The organism is Vibrio gazogenes, assembly GCF_002196515.1.
GTDB classification, from domain to species: domain Bacteria; phylum Pseudomonadota; class Gammaproteobacteria; order Enterobacterales; family Vibrionaceae; genus Vibrio; species Vibrio gazogenes_A.
Map to the genome: position 1 here is coordinate 1119280 of NZ_CP018835.1, position 23555 is coordinate 1142834.

Consider the following 23555-nt stretch of genomic DNA (forward strand, 5'->3'; position numbering starts at 1 on the left):
AAATTAAACCCCTAGTTTCCAACCGAGTGTCCGCATCACATCCGCAAAGACACCAGCAGCCGTGACTTCTGTACCTGCGCCATATCCTCTCAGCACCAAAGGAATCGGTTGATAGTAACGGCTATAAAATGCCAATGCATTCTCGCCATCTTTGATTTTAAACATTGGATTATCTTCGCTCACCTGTGCAATACGTACACGGCAACGCCCATCTGCAATTTCTCCGACATAGCGTAGAACTTTCCCTTCACCGGCCGCTTTTGCATAAAGTGATGCAAAATAATCATCAGCTTGAGGTAAACGTGCCATAAACTCATCGACACTTCCTGAAGCATCAAAGCCCGGTGGTAATGCCTGATCAATCTCGATATCACTCAGTTCGAGCTTCATTCCGGCTTCGCGGGCCAGAATCAATAATTTACGGGCAACATCCATTCCTGACAGGTCATCCCGAGGATCTGGCTCAGTAAATCCTTTATCTTTCGCAACTTGAGTCGCTTGACTTAACGTCAACCCTTCATCCAATTTACCAAAAATAAATGAAAGAGAGCCAGACAAAATCCCCTTGAAACGCTCCAGCTCATCTCCGGCAGCAATCAGATTCTGAAGGTTTTCAATCACTGGCAGACCTGCACCGACCGTTGTCTCATACATCAGTTTTCGACGTGAGTTTCTCGATACTTGACGCAATTGCTGATAATACGCCATGCTCGCGGTGTTCGCCCGTTTGTTCGGTGTGACAACATGGAAACCGGCACTGAGGAAATCAACATATTGGTTGGCAATTACTTCACTTGAAGTACAGTCAACCAAAACGGGGTTAATAATATGATTGCGTTGCACTAAAGCGGTTAGCCTTGCCAGACTGAATGACTCTGAAGCACCTTCTTGCAAACGCTGACGCCAGTTATCAAGAGGCAGCCCCTCAGCATCCAACAAGCAACCTTTACTATTGGCGAGACCACACACCCGGATCACTATATCTTTCGATGCCAGCTTCTCTTGTTGGCGATTGATTTGATCAATCAGCTCACCACCGACACCGCCGACACCAACAACAAAGACATCCAGATAATGTTTCGAGTTGAACAAGTTCTCATGACACGCTTTGATCGCTTCAGAAATCTTATCTTCCGGAATCACTGCTGAAATCGCACGTTCCGATGATCCTTGAGCAATCGCCACAATATTGACATGAACTTCAGCCAGAGATGAGAAAAATTGCGATGCAATCCCCCGCGCGGTTCTCATTCCATCACCAACCAACGTCACAATCGCCAGATCATCCATGAAATCAACGGGTTCCAGCAAACCATCTTTCAGTTCTAACTCAAACGATTCAGACAGCGCTCTTTTGGCCTTCTCTTTATCCTGAGATTCGATACAAAAACTGATTGAGTATTCGGATGAAGACTGAGTAATCAAGACAATGGAAACACCGGCAGAAGACATCGCCCCAAAGACTCGGCTGGCCATACCAACCATCCCTTTCATTCCGGGACCAGAGACATTGACCATGGTTAAATCATTGAGCGTGGTAATGCCTTTGATTGGTAGTTTGTCTTCACCAGTATCCTGACCGATGAGTGTACCGGCACCCTGTGGGTTAAAGCTATTTTTAATCAGGCAGGGAATCTGGAAGCGAGAAATCGGAGCAATGGTTTTGGGATGTAACACAGAGGCGCCGAAATAAGAAAGTTCCATGGCTTCTTGATAACTCAGAGACTTGAGTAATCGGGCATCATTCACTAAGCGCGGATCACAGTTATAAACACCGTCAACATCGGTCCAGATTTCACAACATTCCGCTCGTAAACAAGCAGCCAAAACAGCCGCAGAATAGTCCGAACCATTGCGCCCTAAACAAACCAACTCGCCTTTCGGGTTCCCCGCAGTAAAACCGGGCATGATGTGCACATGATTTTGAGGCAAAGGTGAGCGTTTAAAGTTTTCTGTAGATGCATCGACATCCACCATCGCCTCTAAATAACTGCCGTTGGCTCGCAAGTATTTCACTGGATCAATCAGGCTGACATCATAGCCTTTTGCTTCGAGAACTGCCTTCATCAATTGGATGGAAATGCGCTCACCTTTACTGATAATCCGCGCATTCACATGTTCCGGACATGCACTGAGTAACCCGATCCCATGGACATAACTTCTCAACTGGGACATTGACTGACGGACCGTCTCGTCAAATGCTTCCCCTTTGAGGTTGGGTAATTCAGACTGGATGTCTTGATACAAACTGTGAAAAGAGGCTTCTAATTCATTGATCTGTAATCCCGCTTCCCCAATTGTCTGTGCAGATTCAATCACTGCCACTAACTTGTTGGTCGTTTTTCCCGGTGCTGAAAGCACTACAGAGATATCTTCTTGTTGGGCATTATTGGCAATAATTTGTGCAGCTCTAAGAAAACGGTCGGCATCCGCCAAAGATGACCCACCAAACTTTAATACACGCATCCCTTCCTCCAGTGTGATTAAATAGTATAAAAAAAGGCCTGTATCTTGTGGGGATACAGGCCTTTTTTTGAAGTTTTTTCGCTCAGCAGCCTGCCCCAACATAAATGGTGTCGGTAATAATAATGGTGGTGGTGCTAATCATTACTACAGGGTGGCTGAATGTCATGTAACTTCGACTCAATAAGATAACGTTTTCCTACGTGTACCTTATTATGAGGGGGAGAGTCAATTAAAAATTATATTTTTTTGCCCATTCAAGAGAAAATACGCTCAAAATAAGATTCTTTATAACTTTCCCTGAATGTCTCCAAATGAAACCATCAGTGAATTAATTAACTTCTAATGGTTGCTCTGAAACCAGAATGCCATTCCAATCGGCATAAATGTAGTCTCCGGGTTGAATCATCTGATTCATGATAGAGAGTGTCACATTGATATAACCTGCATCCTTTTTCTCGGTTCTAAACGGGCAGGCTCCTAAAGCTTTTACACCTAAGTCCAGCTCTGATAACGCCACGACATCTCTGACTGCGCCATAGATAATGATACCTTCCCAACCGTTTTTTACGGCGTCGTATGCCATCATGTCTCCCATAAGCGCTTTCTTACATGAGCCATGTCCATCAACGACCAAGACTTTCCCCTTACCGTTTTGCTTCAGCACATCTCTCACTTTCGAGTTATCGTGATAACAACGAACGGTGACAATTTCGCCCCAAAAGGCATCTCTCTGCCCAAAGTTCTGTAAAGGCAGGTCAAGCAAAGTCACCTGTGACTCATACTTATCGCAAAGATCTGGTGTTATATCTCTCATCGTTCCTCCATGATTTCTCATTCTAAATTTGGCTACAGACGGATTACGAGTGACCTCTTTATCTTTGGTCGCGGTCAATCCTAACCGCACTGACAAGGTCAATATTCGTTATCCGGACACATAAATTCTTTCGGACAATACTCCTAATTCATCACATCTGGAATCAATACAGGAATGCAAGAAAACCGTCTTATTTTGGACATAAAATATAGCATTCTGTTCAAACTTTCGGCCTAAATTCAAAGCTAATTCAAGACAAATTGCAACTGCAAAACTTTCTTCTACCCATTCAAAAGCAGCGTCACCGGCTAAAACAGGGGTCCATCGGGAGGTGTTGAACTGCTGACATAATCGCTCATTATTCGCTTTATTGTCCTGATAAGACAATCGACAACTTCGCGGGTTCCATGCTGTGATGATAGAGAACTCAGGCCCGGGCAACGGCTGAGAAAAAAGAAAATGAGTCGATGCATAAGCTTGCCACAGTCGATCATCAATCTGATATTTTTCCATTCCATCAACCCTATATACACCGATGTTTCAGGCATTAACGTCTATTGACATAAATCAACAAACTGTTGGGTATTAACAATCTATCGTTGTTACCATGCTGTTAACAATATAAAATCCACCGCAACAAACAGAAAAACAGACAAGGTTACGGAGCGCCTTGCAGAACACATCCACGGATGGCGGGACAATGAGCATGTTGTATTCTATGTGAATACTTTGATTTTTTATCAACATATCATTACTGGTGTGTTATATATTACCAATAATAAGTTCTATATTTAGTACAAATTTTTCATAAATTAGGTACCGCCGATGCAAACCCCGCAGATTCTTATCGTAGAAGACGAGCAAGTAACTCGTAACACTCTTAAGAGTATTTTCGAAGCAGAGGGATACGCTGTATACGAAGCTAGTAATGGCGAAGAGATGAACCATATTCTCTCAGACAAATCCGTTAATCTGGTGATTATGGACATCAATTTACCCGGCAAAAATGGACTACTCCTCGCTCGAGAGCTAAGAGAACAAGCCGACGTTGCGCTAATGTTCCTAACCGGTCGTGATAATGAAGTCGATAAAATTCTTGGTCTAGAGATCGGTGCCGACGACTACATCACTAAACCATTTAACCCGAGAGAACTCACGATCCGTGCCCGCAACCTCTTGAGCCGTTCCATGAGTTCAAATACCACCTCTGAAGAAAAGCGTTCCGTCGAACATTATGTTTTCAACGGGTGGGAATTGGATATCAATAGTCGTTCGCTGATCAATCCGGATGGTGAAAGCTATAAGCTGCCTCGTTCTGAGTTCAGAGCGCTGCTGCATTTCTGTGAGAATCCCGGCAAAATTCAGACACGTGCCGACTTGCTGAAAAAAATGACAGGGCGTGAGCTCAAACCCCATGACCGGACCGTTGATGTCACGATTCGCAGAATTCGGAAACATTTTGAATCAATTCCGGGCACTCCTGAAATCATCGCGACCATTCACGGTGAAGGCTATCGCTTCTGTGGTGATATCGAAGAGTAATAATACTTCAGATTGTGCACTGATTAAAAAAAGCCTCCGTTTCAGGAGGCTTTTTTATTGGTTATTTTTCATTGAGCCACTGGCGAAGACATTGAATATCTTGCGCGTATTCAGTCTTTATTTCTTCAACCCAGTCGGTAATATTTTCCCACCAGGCTGGTGCTTGTGGGGATTGCGCTTTTTGTGCCACGGCCTGAATTCGGGCCAAGCCGATGGAACCCGCTGCACCTTTGATTTTATGAGCTTCGGAAACAATGCCATTTTGATCTTTAGCGACCATATTTGAATCCAGAATATCGAGATAGTCCGGCATCATCGTTTCGAACATCTCAATACTGTCCAGAACCGGTTGTTTGCCAACAATATCAACATAAGCGCCCAACATATCCAAATCCAGAATACGGCTATACTGTTCCTTTTTCTTGTCGGTTTCATCGTATGGATGAAGCGTCTCCACCACATGATCAATCCGATGTGCATCCTCTCTTTCAGGTTCATGCTCAGCACCGAAATACCGATGAATCACATTCTGAACAGCAACCACTGAAAGCGGCTTACTGATGGCATCATCCATACCTTTCTCCAGATATTCCCGCTTATCTTTTAATACATTGGCTGTTAAAGCCACCAGTGGCGGCAATTGATAATCTTGCCCGTATTGTTGCCGATAGAATTGAGCGACATCAAAGCCGGTCATATCCGGTAACTGAATATCCAGTAAAACCAAGTCATAACGATCCGGCACAAACAGTTTTTTCGCTTCTTCACCACTCATGGCAACCGTAATTGAATGTCCTAAACTTTCCAGCAGCGATTTGGCGACCGTCACATTCAATTCAATATCTTCCACCATAAAGATATTCAGAGTTTTCTGCATCGCAGGAGAAGCTGGCGTCAACAGCGCATCATCAGCTAAAGGGACATTGAGTGAGATAGTAAAGGTACTACCGAACCCTTCTTCACTACTGACGGTGATATCGCCATCCATGAGGTTTATCAACTGGCGAGATACCGCCAGACCAATCCCGGTTCCGACGGCATGAAGGTTATCTTTGCCCGACTTCACCTGATAATACATGGCAAAAATCTTATCCAATTCTGCTTCGGCAATCCCAATTCCCGTATCTTCAATATCCATGATGATATGCGCATTATCTTCCTCGATCTCAGAACTGACGGTCATCACGATGCCGCCTTCACGAGTAAATTTCATCGCATTACTGATCAGGTTCCAAAGCACCTGTCGTAGCCGAGTACCGTCGACCATTACCACATATGACAGTTCGGTCAGTCTTTCCAGATCAAAGCGCAGCCCTTTCTGTTCTGCCATTAACGCAGCCAGACTCTCAATTTCGGTGACAAATTCACCAAGATTCAGCGGTTGCGGGAAAAGCTCTAATTTGCGCTGATCAAACTTATCCATATCGATAATATCGTTAAAAATATTGCCCAATGTAATCGCACTGATATGAATGGTTTGTAGATACTTCCGTTGCTCCTGAGTCATGGTCGTATCCAATAGCATCCGACTCAACCCCACTATCCCATTCAGTGGTGTTCTTAACTCATGACTAATCGTGGCAATAAAGGTGGTTTTATCACGACTGGCCTTTTCCAACGACTCTTCATGACGCTTACGTTCAGTGATGTCCCGGCCAAAGCCAACCAACCCCAAATGGCGGCCTTCTTTACTGTAAAAGGGTACCTTCCTGATTTCAAAGTAGTTCTTACGCCCATCAGGGTATTCCAACCACTGTTCATAGGTGACAGCACAGTTTTGGGAGAACAATTGTTGATCCGTTTCCACAATCGGCTGAGCAATTTCTTCACTGTAAACATCCCACGGTGTCAGTCCAACCAGCTCTCTTTCTTTTTTCCCTGTTAACTCTTCCATGGCTCGGTTACAACCGGAGAAAACACCCTCAGCATTGCGGTAATAAATTAAATCAGGCGAAGCATCGATAAATGATCGTAATAATGCGGTTCTCTCAGCAAGCTCAAGCTGGGTCTTTTCCCGCTGATAAACCTCATTTTCCAGATCAGCCATGGCTTCTTCGCGCGCTTCTTCGGCTTTGATCCGCTCTTCAATTTCCTGATTCAGTTTGACAATATTCTGCTGTAACTGGTAATTCAGCTCTTGATCGCGAGAGCGCATATCTTTCAATTTTGCGACCAGCTTGGATAAGCGCTGCCTCGACTCTTCGAGTTGATCCACGACGACAGAAAGAAAATAAACCGCCCAAGGCGTAATGATCAGTCCAAAAAACACCGAACGGATAATATCGATATTATCGACATAACCATGCAGTGCCAGAGTAATCCCGACCTGAACAACCACTGCCAGTGCCACCAGTGCCAAGGCTAAAAGAATTGAAAAACGGAGAATCCCCAGCTTAACCAATAGGTCTACATAATACTGAGCCAGATTTTTCATCGGTTTCATTAAAAACGCTCCAGACAACGATATCGCGCTAAATTCGGAAGGAAGAACAAGTTCGGACCAAGGCCGTCCAAACGGCGAGCAGACAATCCATTATCGCCTGCCCAAAGATTCATAATAAATACATGTGCGGTTACGTCCCTGCATTTTTGCCTGATGTAGTGCCTGCTCGGCGTAGGCAACAAATTGTTCGGACAACTCATCGGTTTTGGGCACCAGAGAAACAATTCCCATACTCACAGTGACGTGATTCGAGACATCCGACACCGGATGAGGCAACTGAATCTGTTTAAATTCAGAATGAATTTTTTCAGCAACCCAACAGGCTCCGTCAATATGGGTATTGGGTAGAATAAAGGCAAACCGATCACCATCATAACGGGCGATACAATCTGAAGCACGACTGATTACCCGTTGCAGCGCCAATGCAACCGTGCATAGCGTTTCATCCCCTTGCTCATCACCATAATGCTGATTGTAACTCTCAAAACAATCGACATCACACAAGATAACCGCCAATGGCTGCTTCTCTCGAATATGAATATGCCATAGTGTTTCCAACGTTTCATCAAAACGCCTGCGGCTGACAATACCCGTCAGTTGATCAAAAGAGTGGATGTGGTGGGCATTGAGCAGTTGTTCTGAGGGTTCACCAGAATACCACGCAGTAATATCACGGATAATCAACAGCGCAAGCACTTGATTGGTCACCGGTGAACGATAAACAGATTTCACGACATCAAACCATTGTCGAGGTTCTCTTGCTAACTGATCGATGTAACGAATGGGTTGTTTGGCAGCGATATCTTGCTCGGTCAACGCAAACATCTGCTGAAAAAAGGGTGCCTCTTGTGTCGGCCAAGTCAGCCGCTGGCCTGTCACTTGTGCCATCTCATCCTGACCTAACAAATGTGCAAACGATAAATTACAGGAACGGCAACAACCATCATCCTGTATAACCGCGATCGCATCCGGAGACTCATCCCAGAGTTGTTGCATCAGATCAGCAGTTCGAATCGTGTGCTGTTCCTCAGTCGCTTCAGCACGCTCATGATGAATCAGCATTTGTACCATCCAGGCGGTTTGTCCTTGGAACACGGTATCTTTGACCTGAAATTCAATCTGTACTGAATGCGCTTCACCCACCGGCCAGTCGATGAACTGGCGGGAATGCTCTTGATAACTTTTATCGATGAGTGCAGAAAAATGCTCGCGCTGAGAGGCACTCACCCAAGGAGAGAACTGAACAAGACGCCCATGCGTCTGAAGTTGAAGTGCATGTTGTGCCAGCGCGTTGGCAAACAAAATTTGATGATTTTTCCGCGAGACCATTAACAACGCACATGGCACATCAACAAACATATCGTGCAAATGGCGAATTTTTCGGCGGTATACCATCCATAAGGCAATTCCGGCGAGTATAGCAATGATACTCCCCATACCAAGCGCAATTTCCAGCTGAGTATAATGCTCCCATGTCAACTGCGACATCGCTATTACCTTCTGTTAACAATTCTTCTTATAAGAATAACAAGTTATTTCATAAATACTCTATACGTTTGAGTAAGATATCTAACTGTGTCACTGAAAAAATACAAACCACCGCAAAAACAGCCAATCGGTCTGCGATTCACGGGTATGCTATCACTTGATGCTCTGTACCGGAGTAAACACAAATTCTTCGCCGGTTAAACAACCCTGTCCCCCTTTTTGATTGAGAGCACGTTCAATTTCCGTCATCGCCAGCCAGCGATTTTCACACCACAACGGTGCAAGCAGTGTCGGCCTGCGGGCTGATGCGGAGACCCGATGATAAATCACATCGGCCGGTGTTCGGCGGATGATGTCACTGGCGGTTTCAACATAGTGAGACAATTCTGGCGCCTGAAGTCGGCCAGCACGCCAAGACTTTGCCATCACACTGCCTTCAACAATATGTAACCCATGCAGCTTAATCCCATCCGTGCCTGTATTCAGAACCTGTTCAAGCGTCTCAAGATTATCACGCGAAGATTCACCGGGAAGTCCAACAATCAAATGAGTGCATACTTTCAGCCCCAATGCCCGGGCTTGTCTTGTGACGTGATCATAACAAGTAAAATCATGGCCCCGGTTAATCCGCTTCAATGTTCGCTGGTGTGCAGTTTGCAATCCCAGTTCCAGCCATATTTCATAGCCTTGCTGTTGATAATCTGCGAGCAGTTCCAACACTCCGGGAGCCACACAGTCCGGACGCGTGCCAACACACAAACCCACCACATCTGCGACGCAAAGCGCTTCTTGATACATCTGTTTGAGTCGTTCAACCTCAGCATAGGTACTGGTATATGCTTGGAAATAAGCCAGATACTTTCTGGCACGCGAGACTTCGCCTGCTCTGGCCACCAATTGCTCACGAATACTTTGATGCTGGGTCTGTTCATCCGCAAATGACGCCACATTGCAAAACGTACATCCACCCCGTCCTATCGTGCCATCCCGGTTCGGACAGCTAAATCCGCCATGTAACGTTAACTTATGGACCCGTTCCCCATAACGACGTTTTAGATCTTGTCCTAATGTATTAACCAGCTCGTGTAACTGTTTCAAATCCGCCTCGGAATAAATATTCAAGTACATCAATGACAAAGGTCGCAAGCGTATTACGACGCCGACTTCCAGCCGTTCAATTTCTTAGAAGAAACAACAACCTGTCACGAAATAAAATTACAATATCCTGATAATTTCTCTCATTTTAGAATAATCAATCCACAAGCGCCCTAACCCACATCAATAAATAAACGCTCACTCAATGTTAAATAAAAGTTAACAAATACTGCGTTTGCAATCGATTAACTTGCATAAAAATTCCATCGCTTGGCTATTGGATTTTATGTCACAAAAATGTAGGATAGTTTCAGTTTCGTTCGTATCTGTCATATTTGGAGATGACGTAACGGATGAAACTTCGGTGATAAGCTAACCCACCAAAATAAAGCACTAGCTGCATATAAAGAATGACCTGCATATCACCAAGGATTGTTTTTCCCACCCGATTTCCGGTGGGAGACGGAACGGATTCAGGCCGGCGCCACCTGTCGGCTTTGAGACAATAAAGATAAAAAAAGGACCAGACACACCATCACCCGGGGGAAAACACTCTCCGGTCCGAGTGCGTCTTTATTGAACTGGAAGGATGTATCAATGTTAAATTCATCAGGGCTATACACGCCCGAACTGGAGCATGACGCCTGCGGTATCGGCTTTGTTGCCCATTTAAAAAACCGTAAATCCCATCAGGTTGTCACTCAGGCACTGGATATGCTGGCCCGAATGGAGCACCGCGGTGGTCAGGGATGTGATCCATGTAGTGGCGACGGTGCAGGGATTCTCCTACAGAAGCCTCATGAGTTTCTTCTTGAAGAAACCGTCAAACTCGGGATTCGTCTCCCCTCATTCGATCAATACGGTGTGGGTGTGGTGTTATTTCCGAAGGATGAATACAAACGCGGACAATGTCGTGACATTTTAGAAAGAAATGCCAAGCGTCTGGATTTAGAAATTCTCGGATACCGCGTTCTTCCGACCGATAACCATATGTTAGGGGCGGATCCACTCAGTAGCGAACCACAATTCGAACACGTCTTTATCAGTGGTGGCCCGGGCGTCACCCCGGAAGAATTGGAACGCAAACTCTATGTACTGCGCAACTATACGGTTCGCGTCTGTCTGGAAAGTATCTCCAATATCGGAGATGACTTTTACATCAACTCCATGTCGTATAAGACGCTGATCTACAAAGGTCAGTTGACCACCGAGCAAGTCCCGCAGTATTTCCTCGATCTACAAAATCCAACGATGGTCACTGCGCTGGCCTTGGTGCATTCTCGCTTTTCTACCAATACCTTCCCGAAATGGCGTCTGGCCCAGCCTTTCCGTTATATTGCCCATAATGGTGAAATCAATACGGTTCGCGGTAATCTCAACTGGATGAAAGCCAGAGAAGCCATTCTTGAATCTGAGCGGTTTACCCAAGCTGAAATCGACATGCTGTTACCGATTTGTCAGGAGGACAGCTCCGATTCATCAAACTTCGATATGGTGCTGGAACTGCTCGTTCTTTCAGGGCGCAGCCTGCCCCATGCGCTGATGATGATGATTCCGGAAGCATGGCAAGAAAATAAAACAATGGATGCCAAGCGCCGTGCATTTTATCAGTATCACGCCAATGTTATGGAACCGTGGGATGGCCCGGCATCAGTCTGTTTCAGTGACGGCGTGATGGTCGGTGCGACGTTGGATCGTAATGGCTTGCGTCCTTCCCGTTATACCGTCACGAAAGATGATTTCCTGATCATGGCCTCAGAGTCAGGCGTCGTCGATATCGCAGCGGATAATATTCAATACCGGGGGCGCCTCCAACCCGGCAAAATCTTTGTCGCAGATCTGGAAGAAGGACGAATTATTTCCGACGAAGAGATCAAAGAAAGTATTGCGAACGCACAGCCTTACGAGCAGTGGGTTCAAGACAATCTACTCAGTCTCAAATCACTTCCTGAAGCTGAAACCGGACACAGCCAACCGAAACCAGAACGATTGCTACATCGTCAGCAGGCGTTTGGCATCAGCAGCGAAGAAGTCAATCAAATTATTCTGCCACTGGCTCAAACCGGCTACGAACCACTCGGTTCGATGGGAGCTGACTGGCCTCTGGCTGTGCTGTCTCACCAGTCTCAGCATTTATCTCACTATTTCAAACAGTTGTTTGCTCAGGTCACCAACCCACCGATCGATCCGATCCGTGAACGGATGGTCATGTCACTGAACACCTATCTGGGAAAAGATCAAAACTTACTCAGCGAGTCACCGGCACACTGTCGCAAAGTCGAACTCGAATCACCGGTCATTTCCAATGCTGAACTCGAAAAACTCAGAGCGATAGATAACGAGCACCTGCAAGCAAAAACGCTGGACATCGTTTTTCAGGCCAGTGGTGAACCGGGTAAACTGGAACGCGCACTGAAACGTATTTGTCAGTACGCGGAAGATGCCGTCATCGATGGTTATTCGATTATTTTGCTGACTGATCGTGCAGTGAACTCAAACCATGCTGCGATTCCGGGAATGCTGGCCGTCGGTGCTGTCCATCATCATCTGATCCGCAAAGGATTACGGGCCAAATGTGGTATCGTCATCGAAACAGGCGATGCGCGGGAAACCCACCACTTTGCCACGCTACTCGGTTATGGTGCCAATGCCGTCAACCCATACTTGGTCACGGAAACCATCGTTGATCTACAACAGAAGAATAAATTAGATCCACAAGCGGATATCAATACGCTCTTCGATAACTATCGCAAAGGGGTCAACGGTGGTCTGCTGAAGATTTTCTCGAAAATGGGAATTTCAACCCTTCAGTCTTATCACGGTGCGCAAATTTTTGAAGCGCTGGGGATAAGCAAAGCCGTCGTCGATAAATATTTTACCGGTACAGTGACTCGGATTCAGGGGCTGACACTGGACGACATCGCCAAAGAAGTTCTGATCCGTCACCGCCTCGGCTATCCATTACGCGAAATTCCGCTACAAGTCTTAGATGTCGGCGGGGTGTATCAGTGGAAACAACGCGGTGAACAACATTTGTTCAATCCGGAAACCATTCACTTGTTACAACAATCAACGCGTCATCAAGACTATGCGCAGTTCAAAGCATATGCCGAAGCCGTTGATCGTCAGGGTGACAAGGCCGTCACACTCCGCAGCCAGCTTGAAATGGTGAAAAATCCGGCCGGACAGATTGCACTGGATGATGTGGAACCGATTGAAAGTATCGTCAAACGCTTTGCCACCGGTGCCATGTCATTCGGTTCCATCTCCTACGAAGCGCACGCCACCTTAGCCGTTGCGATGAACCGCCTCGGCGCGAAATCCAACTCCGGTGAAGGCGGTGAAGATCCGATCCGCTTTGAGAAGAAAGAAAACGGCGACTGGGAACGCTCCGCGATCAAACAGGTTGCTTCAGGCCGTTTCGGTGTAACCGCCTATTATCTGACTAATGCGGATGAATTACAGGTCAAAATGGCTCAGGGCGCCAAACCCGGAGAAGGCGGACAACTTCCCGGGGATAAAGTCGATGACTGGATCGGGGCAACCCGTCACTCGACTCCGGGAGTCGGTCTGATTTCCCCACCACCGCATCACGATATTTATTCTATCGAGGATTTGGCTCAGCTCATATTTGACCTGAAAAACGCAAACCGTGCCGGTCGTGTCAACGTTAAACTGGTTTCTGAAGCCGGTGTCGGCACCATTGCTTCTGGGGTAGCCAAAGCCAAAGCCGATGTCGTATTAATCGCAGGCTATGACGGTGGTACAGGGGCATCCCCGATTTCATCGATTCGTCATACCGGCTTGCCATGGGAGCTGGGACTGGCAGAAACACACCAGACTCTGCTGAAAAACGGGCTACGCAACCGAATCGTCGTTCAGGCGGACGGACAGATGAAAACGCCGCGGGATCTGGCGATTGCGACCCTACTCGGTGCTGAAGAATGGGGTGTTGCCACCGCAGCACTGGTGGTCGAAGGCTGTATCATGATGCGTAAGTGTCACAAGAATACCTGTCCGGTTGGCATTGCCACGCAGAACAAAACTCTGCGTGAACGATTTGACGGCCGCGTCGAAGATGTGGTGACGTTCTTCCGCTATATGGCGCAAGGACTCCGCGAAATCATGGCAGAACTAGGGTTCAGAACCATTGATGAAATGGTCGGTCAGGCCAACAAACTGAAGGTCAGAAGTGATATTGAACATTGGAAGTATCACAATCTTGATCTGAGTCCGCTCCTGCATATGGAGTCACCAAGAAGCGGTGATGGCATTTTCTGCCAGACCACTCAGAATCATGCACTGGAAAATATCTTAGATCGTCAGTTGATTCAGGTCGCCCAACCGGCCTTAACGCAGGGAAAAGCCGTTCAGGCTGAATTTCCAATCCGCAACACAGACCGGAGCACTGGCACCATGCTCTCGAATGAAATTTCGAAAGTATATCGCGATCAAGGCTTACCTCAGCTCATGCAAGTCAAGTTTACCGGCTCTGCCGGTCAGTCTTTCGGTGCATTCCTGAGTCAAGGCGTGCAATTCGAAGTCGAAGGGGATGCAAATGACTACTGGGGCAAAGGTTTATCCGGTGGCACCCTGATTCTTTATCCAAACCACAATACATCGCTTGTTCCCGAAGAAAATATTGTGGTCGGTAATGTGTGTTTCTATGGCGCAACGTCCGGTGAGTCTTACATTCGGGGCAAAGCCGGTGAGCGTTTCTGTGTCAGAAACTCCGGTGCCCGTGTCGTGGTTGAAGGCATTGGTGATCACGGTTGTGAATATATGACAGGTGGTGTGGCAGTTATTTTGGGGTCAACCGGCCGTAATTTCGCAGCCGGCATGAGTGGTGGTGTCGCCTATGTCTGGGATACTGATGGTGATTTCCATAACAAACTCAACCCTGAACTGGTTGATCTGGATCCACTGGATAATGAGGATATCAACCTGCTCAAGACCATGATCAACAACCATATCCGTTTCACCGGGAGTGAAGTGGCTCAGCGCTTTATGGATAACGTTGAGCAGAACCTGCAATCTCTGGTGAAAGTCATGCCAAGAGATTACAAAGCAGTCCTGCAAAAACAGCAGGCGGCACAACAAGTACAAGCAACAGAAGCGGAGGCCGTGTAATGGGAAAACCAACTGGATTTTTAGAACATGGCCGGGAACTGCCCGCAAAAGTGGCACCGGAAGTCAGAATCGAACACAACCGAGAGTTTGTGCTCAATGATGAGTTCGGTGACAAAATTAATACGCAGGCTTCCCGCTGTATGGATTGTGGTGTGCCCTTCTGTCACAGTGGCTGCCCGATCGGCAATATCATTCCTGAATTTAATGATGCGGTTTACCGCAACAGCTGGCAAGAAGCATGGCAAATTCTCAGTTCAACCAACAATTTCCCGGAATTTACCGGTCGCGTGTGTCCGGCCCCCTGTGAAAGTGCATGTGTGCTGGGGATCAATCAGGACCCGATTACCATTTGTAATATCGAGAAAACGATTGTCGAAACGGCTTATCGTGAAGGATATGCTCAACCGAAAATCCCACGCAACCGCACTGGAAAAACGATTGCCATTATCGGCTCCGGCCCGTCAGGGCTATCAGCTGCCGAACAGCTCAATAGTGCCGGTCACACAGTCACTGTATATGAGCGGGATGAGAAAGTCGGTGGGTTACTGCGCTTTGGCATCCCTGACTTTAAGCTGGGTATGGACGTTATTGATCGCAAAATCGAGTTGATGCGTCAGGCTGGTATTAAATTCGTCGTCGATGCTCATATTGGGGTCAACATCAATGCTCAGCAACTGCGTCAGGAATATGACGTCGTTCTGCTGACCGGTGGCTCCACCGTCCCTCGCGATCTGCCGATTCCAGGCCGAGACTTGAACGGTGTTTATTTTGCGATGCAGTTTCTTGCTCAAAATAATCGCCGCGCCAACAACATGGATCTCAAAAGCGAAGCAATCCACGCCAAAGGGAAACATGTGGTCGTGATCGGTGGGGGCGATACAGGTTCCGACTGTGTCGGGACCTCAAACCGTCACGGGGCAGCAAGCATAACTCAGGTTGAGATCATGCCGATGCCACCGGAGAAGCGTCCGGCGAATATGCCGTGGCCGCAATATCCGATGATCCTGAGGACTTCAACCTCTCATGAAGAAGGATGTGAGCGTCACTGGAATATCCTGACCAAAGCATTTATCGGTAATGAACAAGGTCAAGTGACGGGCCTGAAAGTTGCCGACATCGTCTGGCAACCCGCCAAGGCCGGTGAACGTCCGACTTATGAAGAAGTGGCTGGTAGTGAACGGGTCATGCCGTGTGATATGGCATTTCTGGCAATGGGCTTTCTTCACCCTGAACCACATGGCGTGTTGGCTCAGTTGGATATTAAACTCGACGAGCGTGGTAATGTGGCGACAACGAATTACCAAACCAACCAGACTGGTGTGTTCGCTGCCGGGGATATGCGTACCGGACAATCGCTGGTTGTTCGGTGTATCAATGAAGGACGCGAATGTGCCCGTGCCATTGATGCCTATCTGATGGGTGAGAGTAATCTCGAAGCCAGAGCGGATTCTCTGATGCGTTCGGCCTAAATCATCTTATATCGACCTCTCTGTCTCCTCTAATCTGACGGAGGGGTCGCCTCAACCAGCGACACCTCAATCTCCCCCCTATCAGACACTTTTTCCACTTAAATATTCGATATATCAATCACTCATAATCGTTACTTATTCACCGACTTCATTTATTGCCGCTATTTTCTATGAATCACTTGATCTTTGGTTCTATAAAGGATAGCGTTTAGGCTCGCATTGTTTCGGGCGCCTAATTGAATGTATTTTTAACCCGATTTAATGCATAAAGATTCAAAAACATAACAACAACATAGAATAGTTAGTCATTCACTGTCGAAGACAGCACGCAAAGGGAGACTTGCAATGGCTCTATATGATCCAAGTCTTGAGAGAGATAACTGTGGGTTTGGCCTGATCGCGCACATGGAAGGTCAGGCGAGTCACAAACTGGTTCGTACGGCAATTTCAGCACTGGACCGTATGACACACCGTGGCGGTATCGCTGCCGATGGTAAAACGGGGGATGGCTGTGGCTTACTCCTGCAAAAGCCAGATTCTTATCTCAGACACATTGCACAAGAACAAAACTGGAAGCTGAGCAAACAATATGCTGTGGGGATGATTTTCCTGAGCCGGGATCCGGTCAAGGCACAATCAGCCCGTGACATTATCAACCAAGAACTCGCGCAAGAAACACTCTCGGTGAGCGGGTGGCGTCAAGTGCCAACCAACCCAGACGTACTCGGGCCTATCGCAGTCCAATCATTACCGGATATTCAGCAAGTCTTCATTTCTGCGCCAGCCGGCTGGCGGCAGCAGGATATTGAACGACGCCTGTATATCGCCCGACGCCGTATCGAAAAAAAAATAACCGATGACACTGATTTCTACATCTGTTCACTATCGACTCAGGTTATCGTCTATAAAGGGCTGTGTATGCCCGCAGATTTGCCTCGTTTCTATCTGGATCTCGCTGATTTGCGGATGGAATCTGCTATCTGTCTGTTCCACCAGCGCTTCTCAACCAACACGCAGCCTCGCTGGCCGCTGGCTCAGCCTTTCCGCTACTTAGCCCACAATGGTGAAATCAACACCATTGAAGGGAACCGTCAGTGGGCGAGAGCAAGAGCGTATAAATTCGCGTCACCTTTATTGCCAGACCTACAGTCAGCAGCGCCGTTCGTCAACGAAACCGGCTCTGACTCATCAAGTCTGGATAATATGTTAGATCTGTTCCTTGCCGGTGGCATGGATCTGTTCCGGGCCATGCGGATGCTCGTGCCGCCAGCATGGCAAAATCATCCAGATATGGATCCGGAGTTACGTGCATTCTACGATTTTAACTCCAAGCACATGGAACCATGGGATGGCCCGGCCGGAATAGTTCTGTCTGACGGACGTCATGCAGCCTGTAACCTTGATCGCAATGGACTGCGACCAGCCCGTTATGTGATCACCAAAGATAAACTCATTACGCTGGCATCTGAAGTCGGTATCTGGGATTACGCACCGGACGAAGTCGCGACCAAAGGTCGGGTTGGCCCCGGCGAATTACTGGTGATTGACACCAAAACAGGCAAACTGTGGCAATCGTCAGAAATCGATAACGAATTGAAAAGCCGCCACCCTTATCAAGAGTGGATGGCACACAACGTCTACCGCCTTAAACCATTTGCAGAATTGGGTGACGATCAAATTGGTCAACGTGATTTTGATAATGCGCAACTGAAGGTTTATCAGAAACAGTTTGCCATGACCAATGAAGAGATGGATCAGGTACTGCGGGTATTAGGCGATATGGGGCAGGAAGCCGTGGGCTCAATGGGTGACGATACCCCAATGGCTGTGCTCTCCTCTAAAGAGCGTCTGATCAGTGATTATTTCCGGCAAAAATTTGCGCAGGTGACCAACCCACCGATCGATCCATTACGTGAAAAACATGTGATGTCGCTGGCAACCAGTATCGGTCAGGAAATGAATGTTTTCTGCGAAACGGATGGTCATGCTCACCGGGTCACATTTGACTCACCGGTACTGCTCTATTCCGACATGCAGCAGTTGTTAGGTTTGGATGACAAGCACTATAAAAACACGATTCTAGATATCAACTACGACCCACAGGAAAAAGATCTCAAACAAGCGATCCTTGACCTGTGTGACACTGCCGAACAAGCAGTACGTGACGGAACAGTCCTGATCATTGTATCGGATCGAGCCCTCACCAAACATAAACTGCCGATCCCTGCCGCTATGGTTGTCGGTGCTGTTCAGACCCGTCTGGTCAATACACAACTACGTTGTGATGCCAATATTATCGTCGAAACTGCAACCGCCCGTGATCCACACCAATTTGCGGTGCTACTGGGCTTTGGTGCAACAGCAGTTTACCCCTACCTCGCTTACGAAGCGCTCAGCAAAATGCTGGATGAAGGGGTGCTCGACAAAAGTTATCGGGAAGTGATGCAAAACTATCGTTATGGCATCGATAAAGGCCTGTATAAAATCATGTCGAAAATGGGTATCTCAACGGTTGCTTCTTACCGTTGTTCCCAGCTTTTCGAAGCGGTCGGGCTACACAGAGAACTGGTTGATCTCTGCTTCCACGGTGTCGCGAGTCGGATTCAGGGCGCAAACTTTGAGGACTTCCAACAAGATCTGTTTAACCTGTCACGGAAAGCCTGGGCAAAACGCAAATCGATTGAACATGGTGGACTGCTGAAATTTGTTCACGGTGGTGAATACCACGCATATAACCCCGGTGTTGTGAATCAGTTACAAACCGCGGTTCGCTCCGGTGACACGCAGGATTACGAACAATTTGCCGCACAAGTCAACCAACGCCCTGTGGCGATGTTACGTGACTTGATGAAACTGAAAAAATCAGACACACCACTTGCACTGGAAAAAATCGAACCCGCGACAGACCTGTTTAAGCGCTTCGATTCTGCCGCAATGTCAATTGGCGCACTCAGTCCGGAAGCGCATGAAGCGCTGGCAACGGCCATGAACCGTTTGGGCGGTCATTCAAACTCCGGAGAAGGGGGAGAAGATCCACGCCGTTTCGGTACCGAGCGTAACTCTCGCATCAAGCAAGTCGCATCCGGACGCTTTGGGGTAACCCCGCATTATCTGACGAATGCCGATGTCTTGCAGATCAAAGTAGCTCAAGGCGCGAAACCGGGTGAAGGCGGTCAGTTGCCCGGTCATAAAGTGACAGCTGAAATTGCCCGTCTGCGCCACTCAGTCCAAGGCGTGACTTTGATTTCACCACCACCGCATCACGACATTTACTCAATTGAAGATTTAGCTCAATTGATCTTCGATCTGAAGCAAGTCAATCCGAATGCTCTGGTCTCGGTCAAACTGGTTTCCGAACCAGGTGTCGGTACTATCGCAACCGGTGTTGCCAAAGCCTATGCAGACTTGATTACGATCTCTGGTTATGACGGTGGAACAGCAGCCAGCCCGCTCACGTCGGTTAAATATGCCGGTAGTCCGTGGGAGCTGGGGCTTGCAGAAACACAGCAAGCACTCGTGGCTAATGGTCTGCGCCATAAAATCCGCCTTCAGGTCGATGGTGGCCTGAAAACCGGATTAGATGTGATTAAAGGGGCGATTCTGGGGGCAGAAAGCTTTGGATTTGGTACATCACCCATGATTGCCATGGGATGTAAATTCTTGAGAATTTGCCACCTGAATAACTGTGCGACGGGTGTAGCCACTCAGGATGAAACACTGCGTCGGGATTATTTCAAAGGATTACCGGAGATGGTAATCAACTACTTTACCGGACTAGCCAATGAAGTTCGTGGCTATCTGGCTGAATTAGGTGTTGAGAAATTAACCGACCTGATTGGGCGTACCGACCTGTTAGAAGTGATTGAAGGCTTGACGGCCAAACAGACCAAGCTGGACCTGTCCGGCATTTTAGAGGCACCTGTGTCTCCTGCGGGTCACCCACTCTTCTGCACAGAACCCAACACACCATTTGACAAAGCAGCGCTCAACCAAAAAATCGTTGAAGATGCGCTCAGTGCAGTTGAAAGCCAGCAATCGCTGAACCTGTACTATGACATCATCAACACCGATCGCTCTGTCGGTGCCCGGTTATCCGGAGAAATCGCCAAACGTTATGGCAACCAAGGTGTGGCGGCATCGCCAATCCGGATTTACTTACAAGGGACTGCCGGACAATCATTCGGTGTCTGGAATGCCGGCGGCGTGGAGCTTTACCTGACAGGTGATGCGAATGACTATGTCGGTAAAGGTATGGCTGGCGGTAAAATTGCTATCAAGCCGCATTTGGGCACTGCTTTCAAATGTAATGAAGCCACTATCATCGGTAACACCTGCTTATACGGTGCGACTGGCGGTAAACTGTTCGCTGCCGGTAAAGCTGGCGAACGTTTCGGTGTTCGTAACTCCGGGACCATTGCTGTGATTGAAGGCGCTGGCGACAATGCCTGTGAATATATGACTGGCGGCGTAGTGGCCATACTGGGTGCAACCGGCGTGAACTTCGGTGCAGGGATGACCGGTGGATTTGCCTATGTCCTCGATGAGAACGAAGACTTCCAAGGCCGTGTGAATAATGAATCTGTTGAAACGATTTCGCTACAAGAACTCTACATTCATCAGGAACATTTACGTGGTTTAATTGCAGAACATCTGGAGCAAACCGGCTCCGTTCACGCTGAATCGATCTTAGCCAATTTCGATGCGTGGATTCCGAAGTTCTATCTCGTTAAACCACAAGCGGCTGATCTGCAAACACTACTGGGGCATCAAAGCCGCAGTGCTGCAGAACTTCGCGTTCAAGCACAATAATTGGAAGGAGCCAGATTATAATGAGCCAGAACGTTTATCAGTTCATTGATGTCAATCGAGTCGATCCGGCCAAAAAGCCGCTCAATATCCGCAAAATAGAATTCGTTGAAATCTATGAACCATTTACCCGCCAACAGGCAACCGCTCAGGCAGATCGCTGTCTTGACTGCGGTAACCCCTATTGTGAATGGAAATGTCCGGTCCATAATTACATCCCTCAGTGGCTAAAACTGGCCAATGAGGGGCGGATTATCGAAGCTGCGGAACTTTCACATCAAACCAATAGCCTGCCGGAAGTGTGTGGCCGCGTTTGTCCCCAAGACCGTCTGTGTGAAGGTTCTTGTACTCTGAACGAAGATTTCGGTGCTGTCACCATCGGTAATGTTGAAAAATACATTACCGATAAAGCCTTCGAAATGGGCTGGAAACCTGACCTTTCCCAAGTCGAATGGACAGACAAAAAGGTAGCGATTATCGGTGCCGGTCCCGCAGGTTTAGCAGCAGCGGATGTGTTGGTCAGAAACGGTGTCAAAGCGGTTGTCTTTGATCGCTACCCGGAAATCGGCGGGCTGCTCACTTTCGGAATTCCTTCATTCAAGCTGGAAAAAGAAGTGATGCAAAACCGACGTCGTATCTTTACCGAAATGGGTGTTGAATTCCGTTTGAATACCGAGGTTGGTAAAGATGTCGAGCTTCAATCGTTGATCGATGAATACGATGCGGTGTTCCTCGGTGTCGGCACCTATAAAAATATGCGGGCCGGACTGGACAATGAAGATGCCAGCGGCGTGTACGATGCTTTGCCATTCTTGGTGTCCAATACCTATCGGGTCATGCAGTTGGAAGATTCACAACCCTTCATTGATATGGCCGGAAAAAAAGTGGTCGTCCTCGGTGGCGGCGATACCGCCATGGACTGTGTCCGAACCTCTATTCGTCAACAGGCAACCCATGTTATCTGTGCCTACCGACGCGATGAAGAGAACATGCCGGGCTCACGCCGGGAAGTTAAAAATGCCAGAGAAGAAGGCGTCGAATTCATGTTTAACCTGCAACCGCTCGGTATCGAAGTCGATAGTCGTGGTCAGGTTACGGGTGTCAAAGTTGTCAAAACAGCGCTGGGTGAGCCGGATGAAGCCGGACGTCGTCGTCCTGAACCTGTTCCTGACAGTGAACATGTACTCGCTGCCGATGCAGTCATTATGGCATTTGGCTTCCAGCCTCATGCCATGCCTTGGCTTGAGCCTTTTGGCGTCGAAGTTGATCAATGGGGTCGTCTCAAAGCACCGGATGATGGTCAGTACCCTTATCAGACCACCAATGAAAAAATCTTCGCCGGTGGCGATGCGGTTCGCGGTTCCGATCTGGTTGTAACGGCCATTGACGAAGGCCGTAAAGCTGCCAATGGTATCCTCGACTACTTGGACGTCTGATTTCACCGACAGACAAGCGAGTCACTCAAATCATCCCGGCACTGACTTCAGTACCGGGATTTTTTTGCGCCGGATTCCGGCTCGGATAACTAGTTGAATCCCAAAAAATCATGCTAAACTCAGCGCTAATCTGAATAAAGAAAAGAGACTTGATATGAAAATTGGCATCATTGGCGCAATGGAGCAAGAAGTTGCGATTCTCAAATCGTCAATCCAGAATCTGCAAGAAGAAAAAAAAGGTGGCTGTACCTATTATTCTGGTCAAATCAATAACTTGGATGTGGTATTGCTCCAGTCAGGTATCGGTAAAGTTGCAGCAGCAGTCGGCACCGCTTTGTTGTTAGAACTCTACAAACCCGATGTCGTTATCAATACAGGTTCAGCCGGTGGTTTTGATCCATCACTGACCATGGGGGATGTCGTCATTTCAACTGAAGTCAGACACCATGATGCTGATGTGACGGCTTTCGGTTATGAAATCGGTCAGATGGCTGGTCAACCGGCAGCATTCCAAGCCGATGAAAAATTAATTCAACTGGCAGAAGATGCACTCGCACAATTGGGAGACAAACATGCGGTCCATGGTCTGATTTGTACCGGTGATACCTTTGTCTGCCAACCAGAAAGACAGGCATTTATCCGCCAAAACTTCCCACAAGCAGTTGCGGTCGAGATGGAAGCTTCTGCGATAGCTCAGACATGCCATCAGTTCAAAACACCGTTTGTGGTTGTCAGGGCAATCTCTGATGTCGCTGACAAAGAATCACCAATGTCATTTGATGAGTTCTTACCGCTCGCCGCTGCAAGTTCTTCAGAAATGGTACTGAAGATGCTAGAACGTCTGCGTCAGGCATAATCGAGTCGTA

The 23555-nt window shown here is 47.6% G+C and carries 12 protein-coding genes and 1 other annotated feature; of the genes, 6 read left to right on the plus strand and 6 right to left on the minus strand.

The genetic code is table 11. The features are described from left to right. Positions 1-3: 3 nt before the first annotated feature. The 3 genes from thrA to BSQ33_RS05155 all read right to left on the minus strand — a co-directional run bounded on the left by thrA (position 4) and on the right by BSQ33_RS05155 (position 3793). Positions 4-2466, minus strand: a complete 2463-nt coding sequence (gene thrA / locus BSQ33_RS05145; RefSeq protein ID WP_088133521.1) for a bifunctional aspartate kinase/homoserine dehydrogenase I — start codon at positions 2464-2466, stop codon at positions 4-6. Between the two features lie 27 nt (positions 2467-2493). Continuing rightward, positions 2494-2610: a sequence feature (Thr leader region), on the minus strand. A 184-nt stretch (positions 2611-2794) separates the two neighbouring features. Further along, positions 2795-3280, minus strand: a complete 486-nt coding sequence (locus BSQ33_RS05150; RefSeq protein WP_072956065.1) for a putative 4-hydroxy-4-methyl-2-oxoglutarate aldolase — start codon at positions 3278-3280, stop codon at positions 2795-2797. 108 nt (positions 3281-3388) lie between these two features. Continuing rightward, complete coding sequence (locus BSQ33_RS05155; protein ID WP_088133522.1) at positions 3389-3793, minus strand: DUF3293 domain-containing protein; 405 nt, start codon at positions 3791-3793, stop codon at positions 3389-3391. A 312-nt stretch (positions 3794-4105) separates the two neighbouring features. Between BSQ33_RS05155 and arcA the strand changes: the two genes are divergently transcribed. Next, entirely contained in the window at positions 4106-4822 is a 717-nt protein-coding gene (gene arcA, locus BSQ33_RS05160; protein WP_072956062.1) for a two-component system response regulator ArcA, read from the plus strand. A gap of 61 nt (positions 4823-4883) precedes the next feature. On the opposite strand, the gene arcB is transcribed toward arcA, so the two are convergent. The 3 genes from arcB to BSQ33_RS05175 form a co-directional block, all read right to left on the minus strand. Then, entirely contained in the window at positions 4884-7265 is a 2382-nt protein-coding gene (gene arcB / locus BSQ33_RS05165) for an aerobic respiration two-component sensor histidine kinase ArcB (protein ID WP_088133523.1), read from the minus strand. A gap of 90 nt (positions 7266-7355) precedes the next feature. Next, a complete protein-coding gene (locus BSQ33_RS05170; protein WP_088133524.1) occupies positions 7356-8753 on the minus strand; it encodes a diguanylate cyclase in 1398 nt (465 codons plus the stop codon). 153 nt (positions 8754-8906) lie between these two features. After that, the gene (locus BSQ33_RS05175) at positions 8907-9851 is read right to left on the minus strand and encodes a TIGR01212 family radical SAM protein (protein WP_232471952.1); all 945 of its coding nucleotides are present in this window, start codon (positions 9849-9851) and stop codon (positions 8907-8909) included. Between the two features lie 594 nt (positions 9852-10445). Here BSQ33_RS05175 and gltB (BSQ33_RS05180) point away from each other — a divergent pair. From gltB (BSQ33_RS05180) to mtnN, 5 genes are all read left to right on the plus strand, one after another. Continuing rightward, positions 10446-14978 carry a glutamate synthase large subunit gene (gene gltB, locus BSQ33_RS05180; protein ID WP_088133525.1) on the plus strand — a complete coding sequence of 1511 codons (4533 nt, stop codon included), beginning with the start codon at positions 10446-10448 and terminating at the stop codon, positions 14976-14978. Next, complete coding sequence (locus BSQ33_RS05185; RefSeq protein ID WP_088133526.1) at positions 14978-16447, plus strand: glutamate synthase subunit beta; 1470 nt, start codon at positions 14978-14980, stop codon at positions 16445-16447. Before gltB (BSQ33_RS05180) ends, BSQ33_RS05185 begins: the two co-directional genes overlap by 1 nt. Positions 16448-16792: 345 nt before the next feature. After that, the gene (gene gltB, locus BSQ33_RS05190) at positions 16793-21256 is read left to right on the plus strand and encodes a glutamate synthase large subunit (RefSeq protein WP_088133527.1); all 4464 of its coding nucleotides are present in this window, start codon (positions 16793-16795) and stop codon (positions 21254-21256) included. 20 nt (positions 21257-21276) lie between these two features. Continuing rightward, complete coding sequence (locus tag BSQ33_RS05195) at positions 21277-22689, plus strand: FAD-dependent oxidoreductase (RefSeq protein ID WP_088133528.1); 1413 nt, start codon at positions 21277-21279, stop codon at positions 22687-22689. A 154-nt stretch (positions 22690-22843) separates the two neighbouring features. Beyond that, the gene (gene mtnN / locus BSQ33_RS05200) at positions 22844-23545 is read left to right on the plus strand and encodes a 5'-methylthioadenosine/S-adenosylhomocysteine nucleosidase (RefSeq protein ID WP_088133529.1); all 702 of its coding nucleotides are present in this window, start codon (positions 22844-22846) and stop codon (positions 23543-23545) included. The last annotated feature ends 10 nt before the right edge of the window (positions 23546-23555 follow it).

Bases quoted from the DNA above. Each gene is read 5' to 3' on its own strand.
- mtnN (WP_088133529.1), top strand. From the start codon at position 22,844: ATGAAAATTGGCATCATTGGCGCAATGGAGCAAGAAGTTGCGATTCTC.
- arcB (WP_088133523.1), bottom strand. From the start codon at position 7,265: ATGAAACCGATGAAAAATCTGGCTCAGTATTATGTAGACCTATTGGTT.
- arcA (WP_072956062.1), top strand. From the start codon at position 4,106: ATGCAAACCCCGCAGATTCTTATCGTAGAAGACGAGCAAGTAACTCGT.
- gltB (WP_088133527.1), top strand. From the start codon at position 16,793: ATGGCTCTATATGATCCAAGTCTTGAGAGAGATAACTGTGGGTTTGGC.
- BSQ33_RS05155 (WP_088133522.1), bottom strand. From the start codon at position 3,793: ATGGAAAAATATCAGATTGATGATCGACTGTGGCAAGCTTATGCATCG.
- gltB (WP_088133525.1), top strand. From the start codon at position 10,446: ATGTTAAATTCATCAGGGCTATACACGCCCGAACTGGAGCATGACGCC.
- BSQ33_RS05195 (WP_088133528.1), top strand. From the start codon at position 21,277: ATGAGCCAGAACGTTTATCAGTTCATTGATGTCAATCGAGTCGATCCG.
- thrA (WP_088133521.1), bottom strand. From the start codon at position 2,466: ATGCGTGTATTAAAGTTTGGTGGGTCATCTTTGGCGGATGCCGACCGT.
- BSQ33_RS05170 (WP_088133524.1), bottom strand. From the start codon at position 8,753: ATGTCGCAGTTGACATGGGAGCATTATACTCAGCTGGAAATTGCGCTT.
- BSQ33_RS05150 (WP_072956065.1), bottom strand. From the start codon at position 3,280: ATGAGAGATATAACACCAGATCTTTGCGATAAGTATGAGTCACAGGTG.
- BSQ33_RS05185 (WP_088133526.1), top strand. From the start codon at position 14,978: ATGGGAAAACCAACTGGATTTTTAGAACATGGCCGGGAACTGCCCGCA.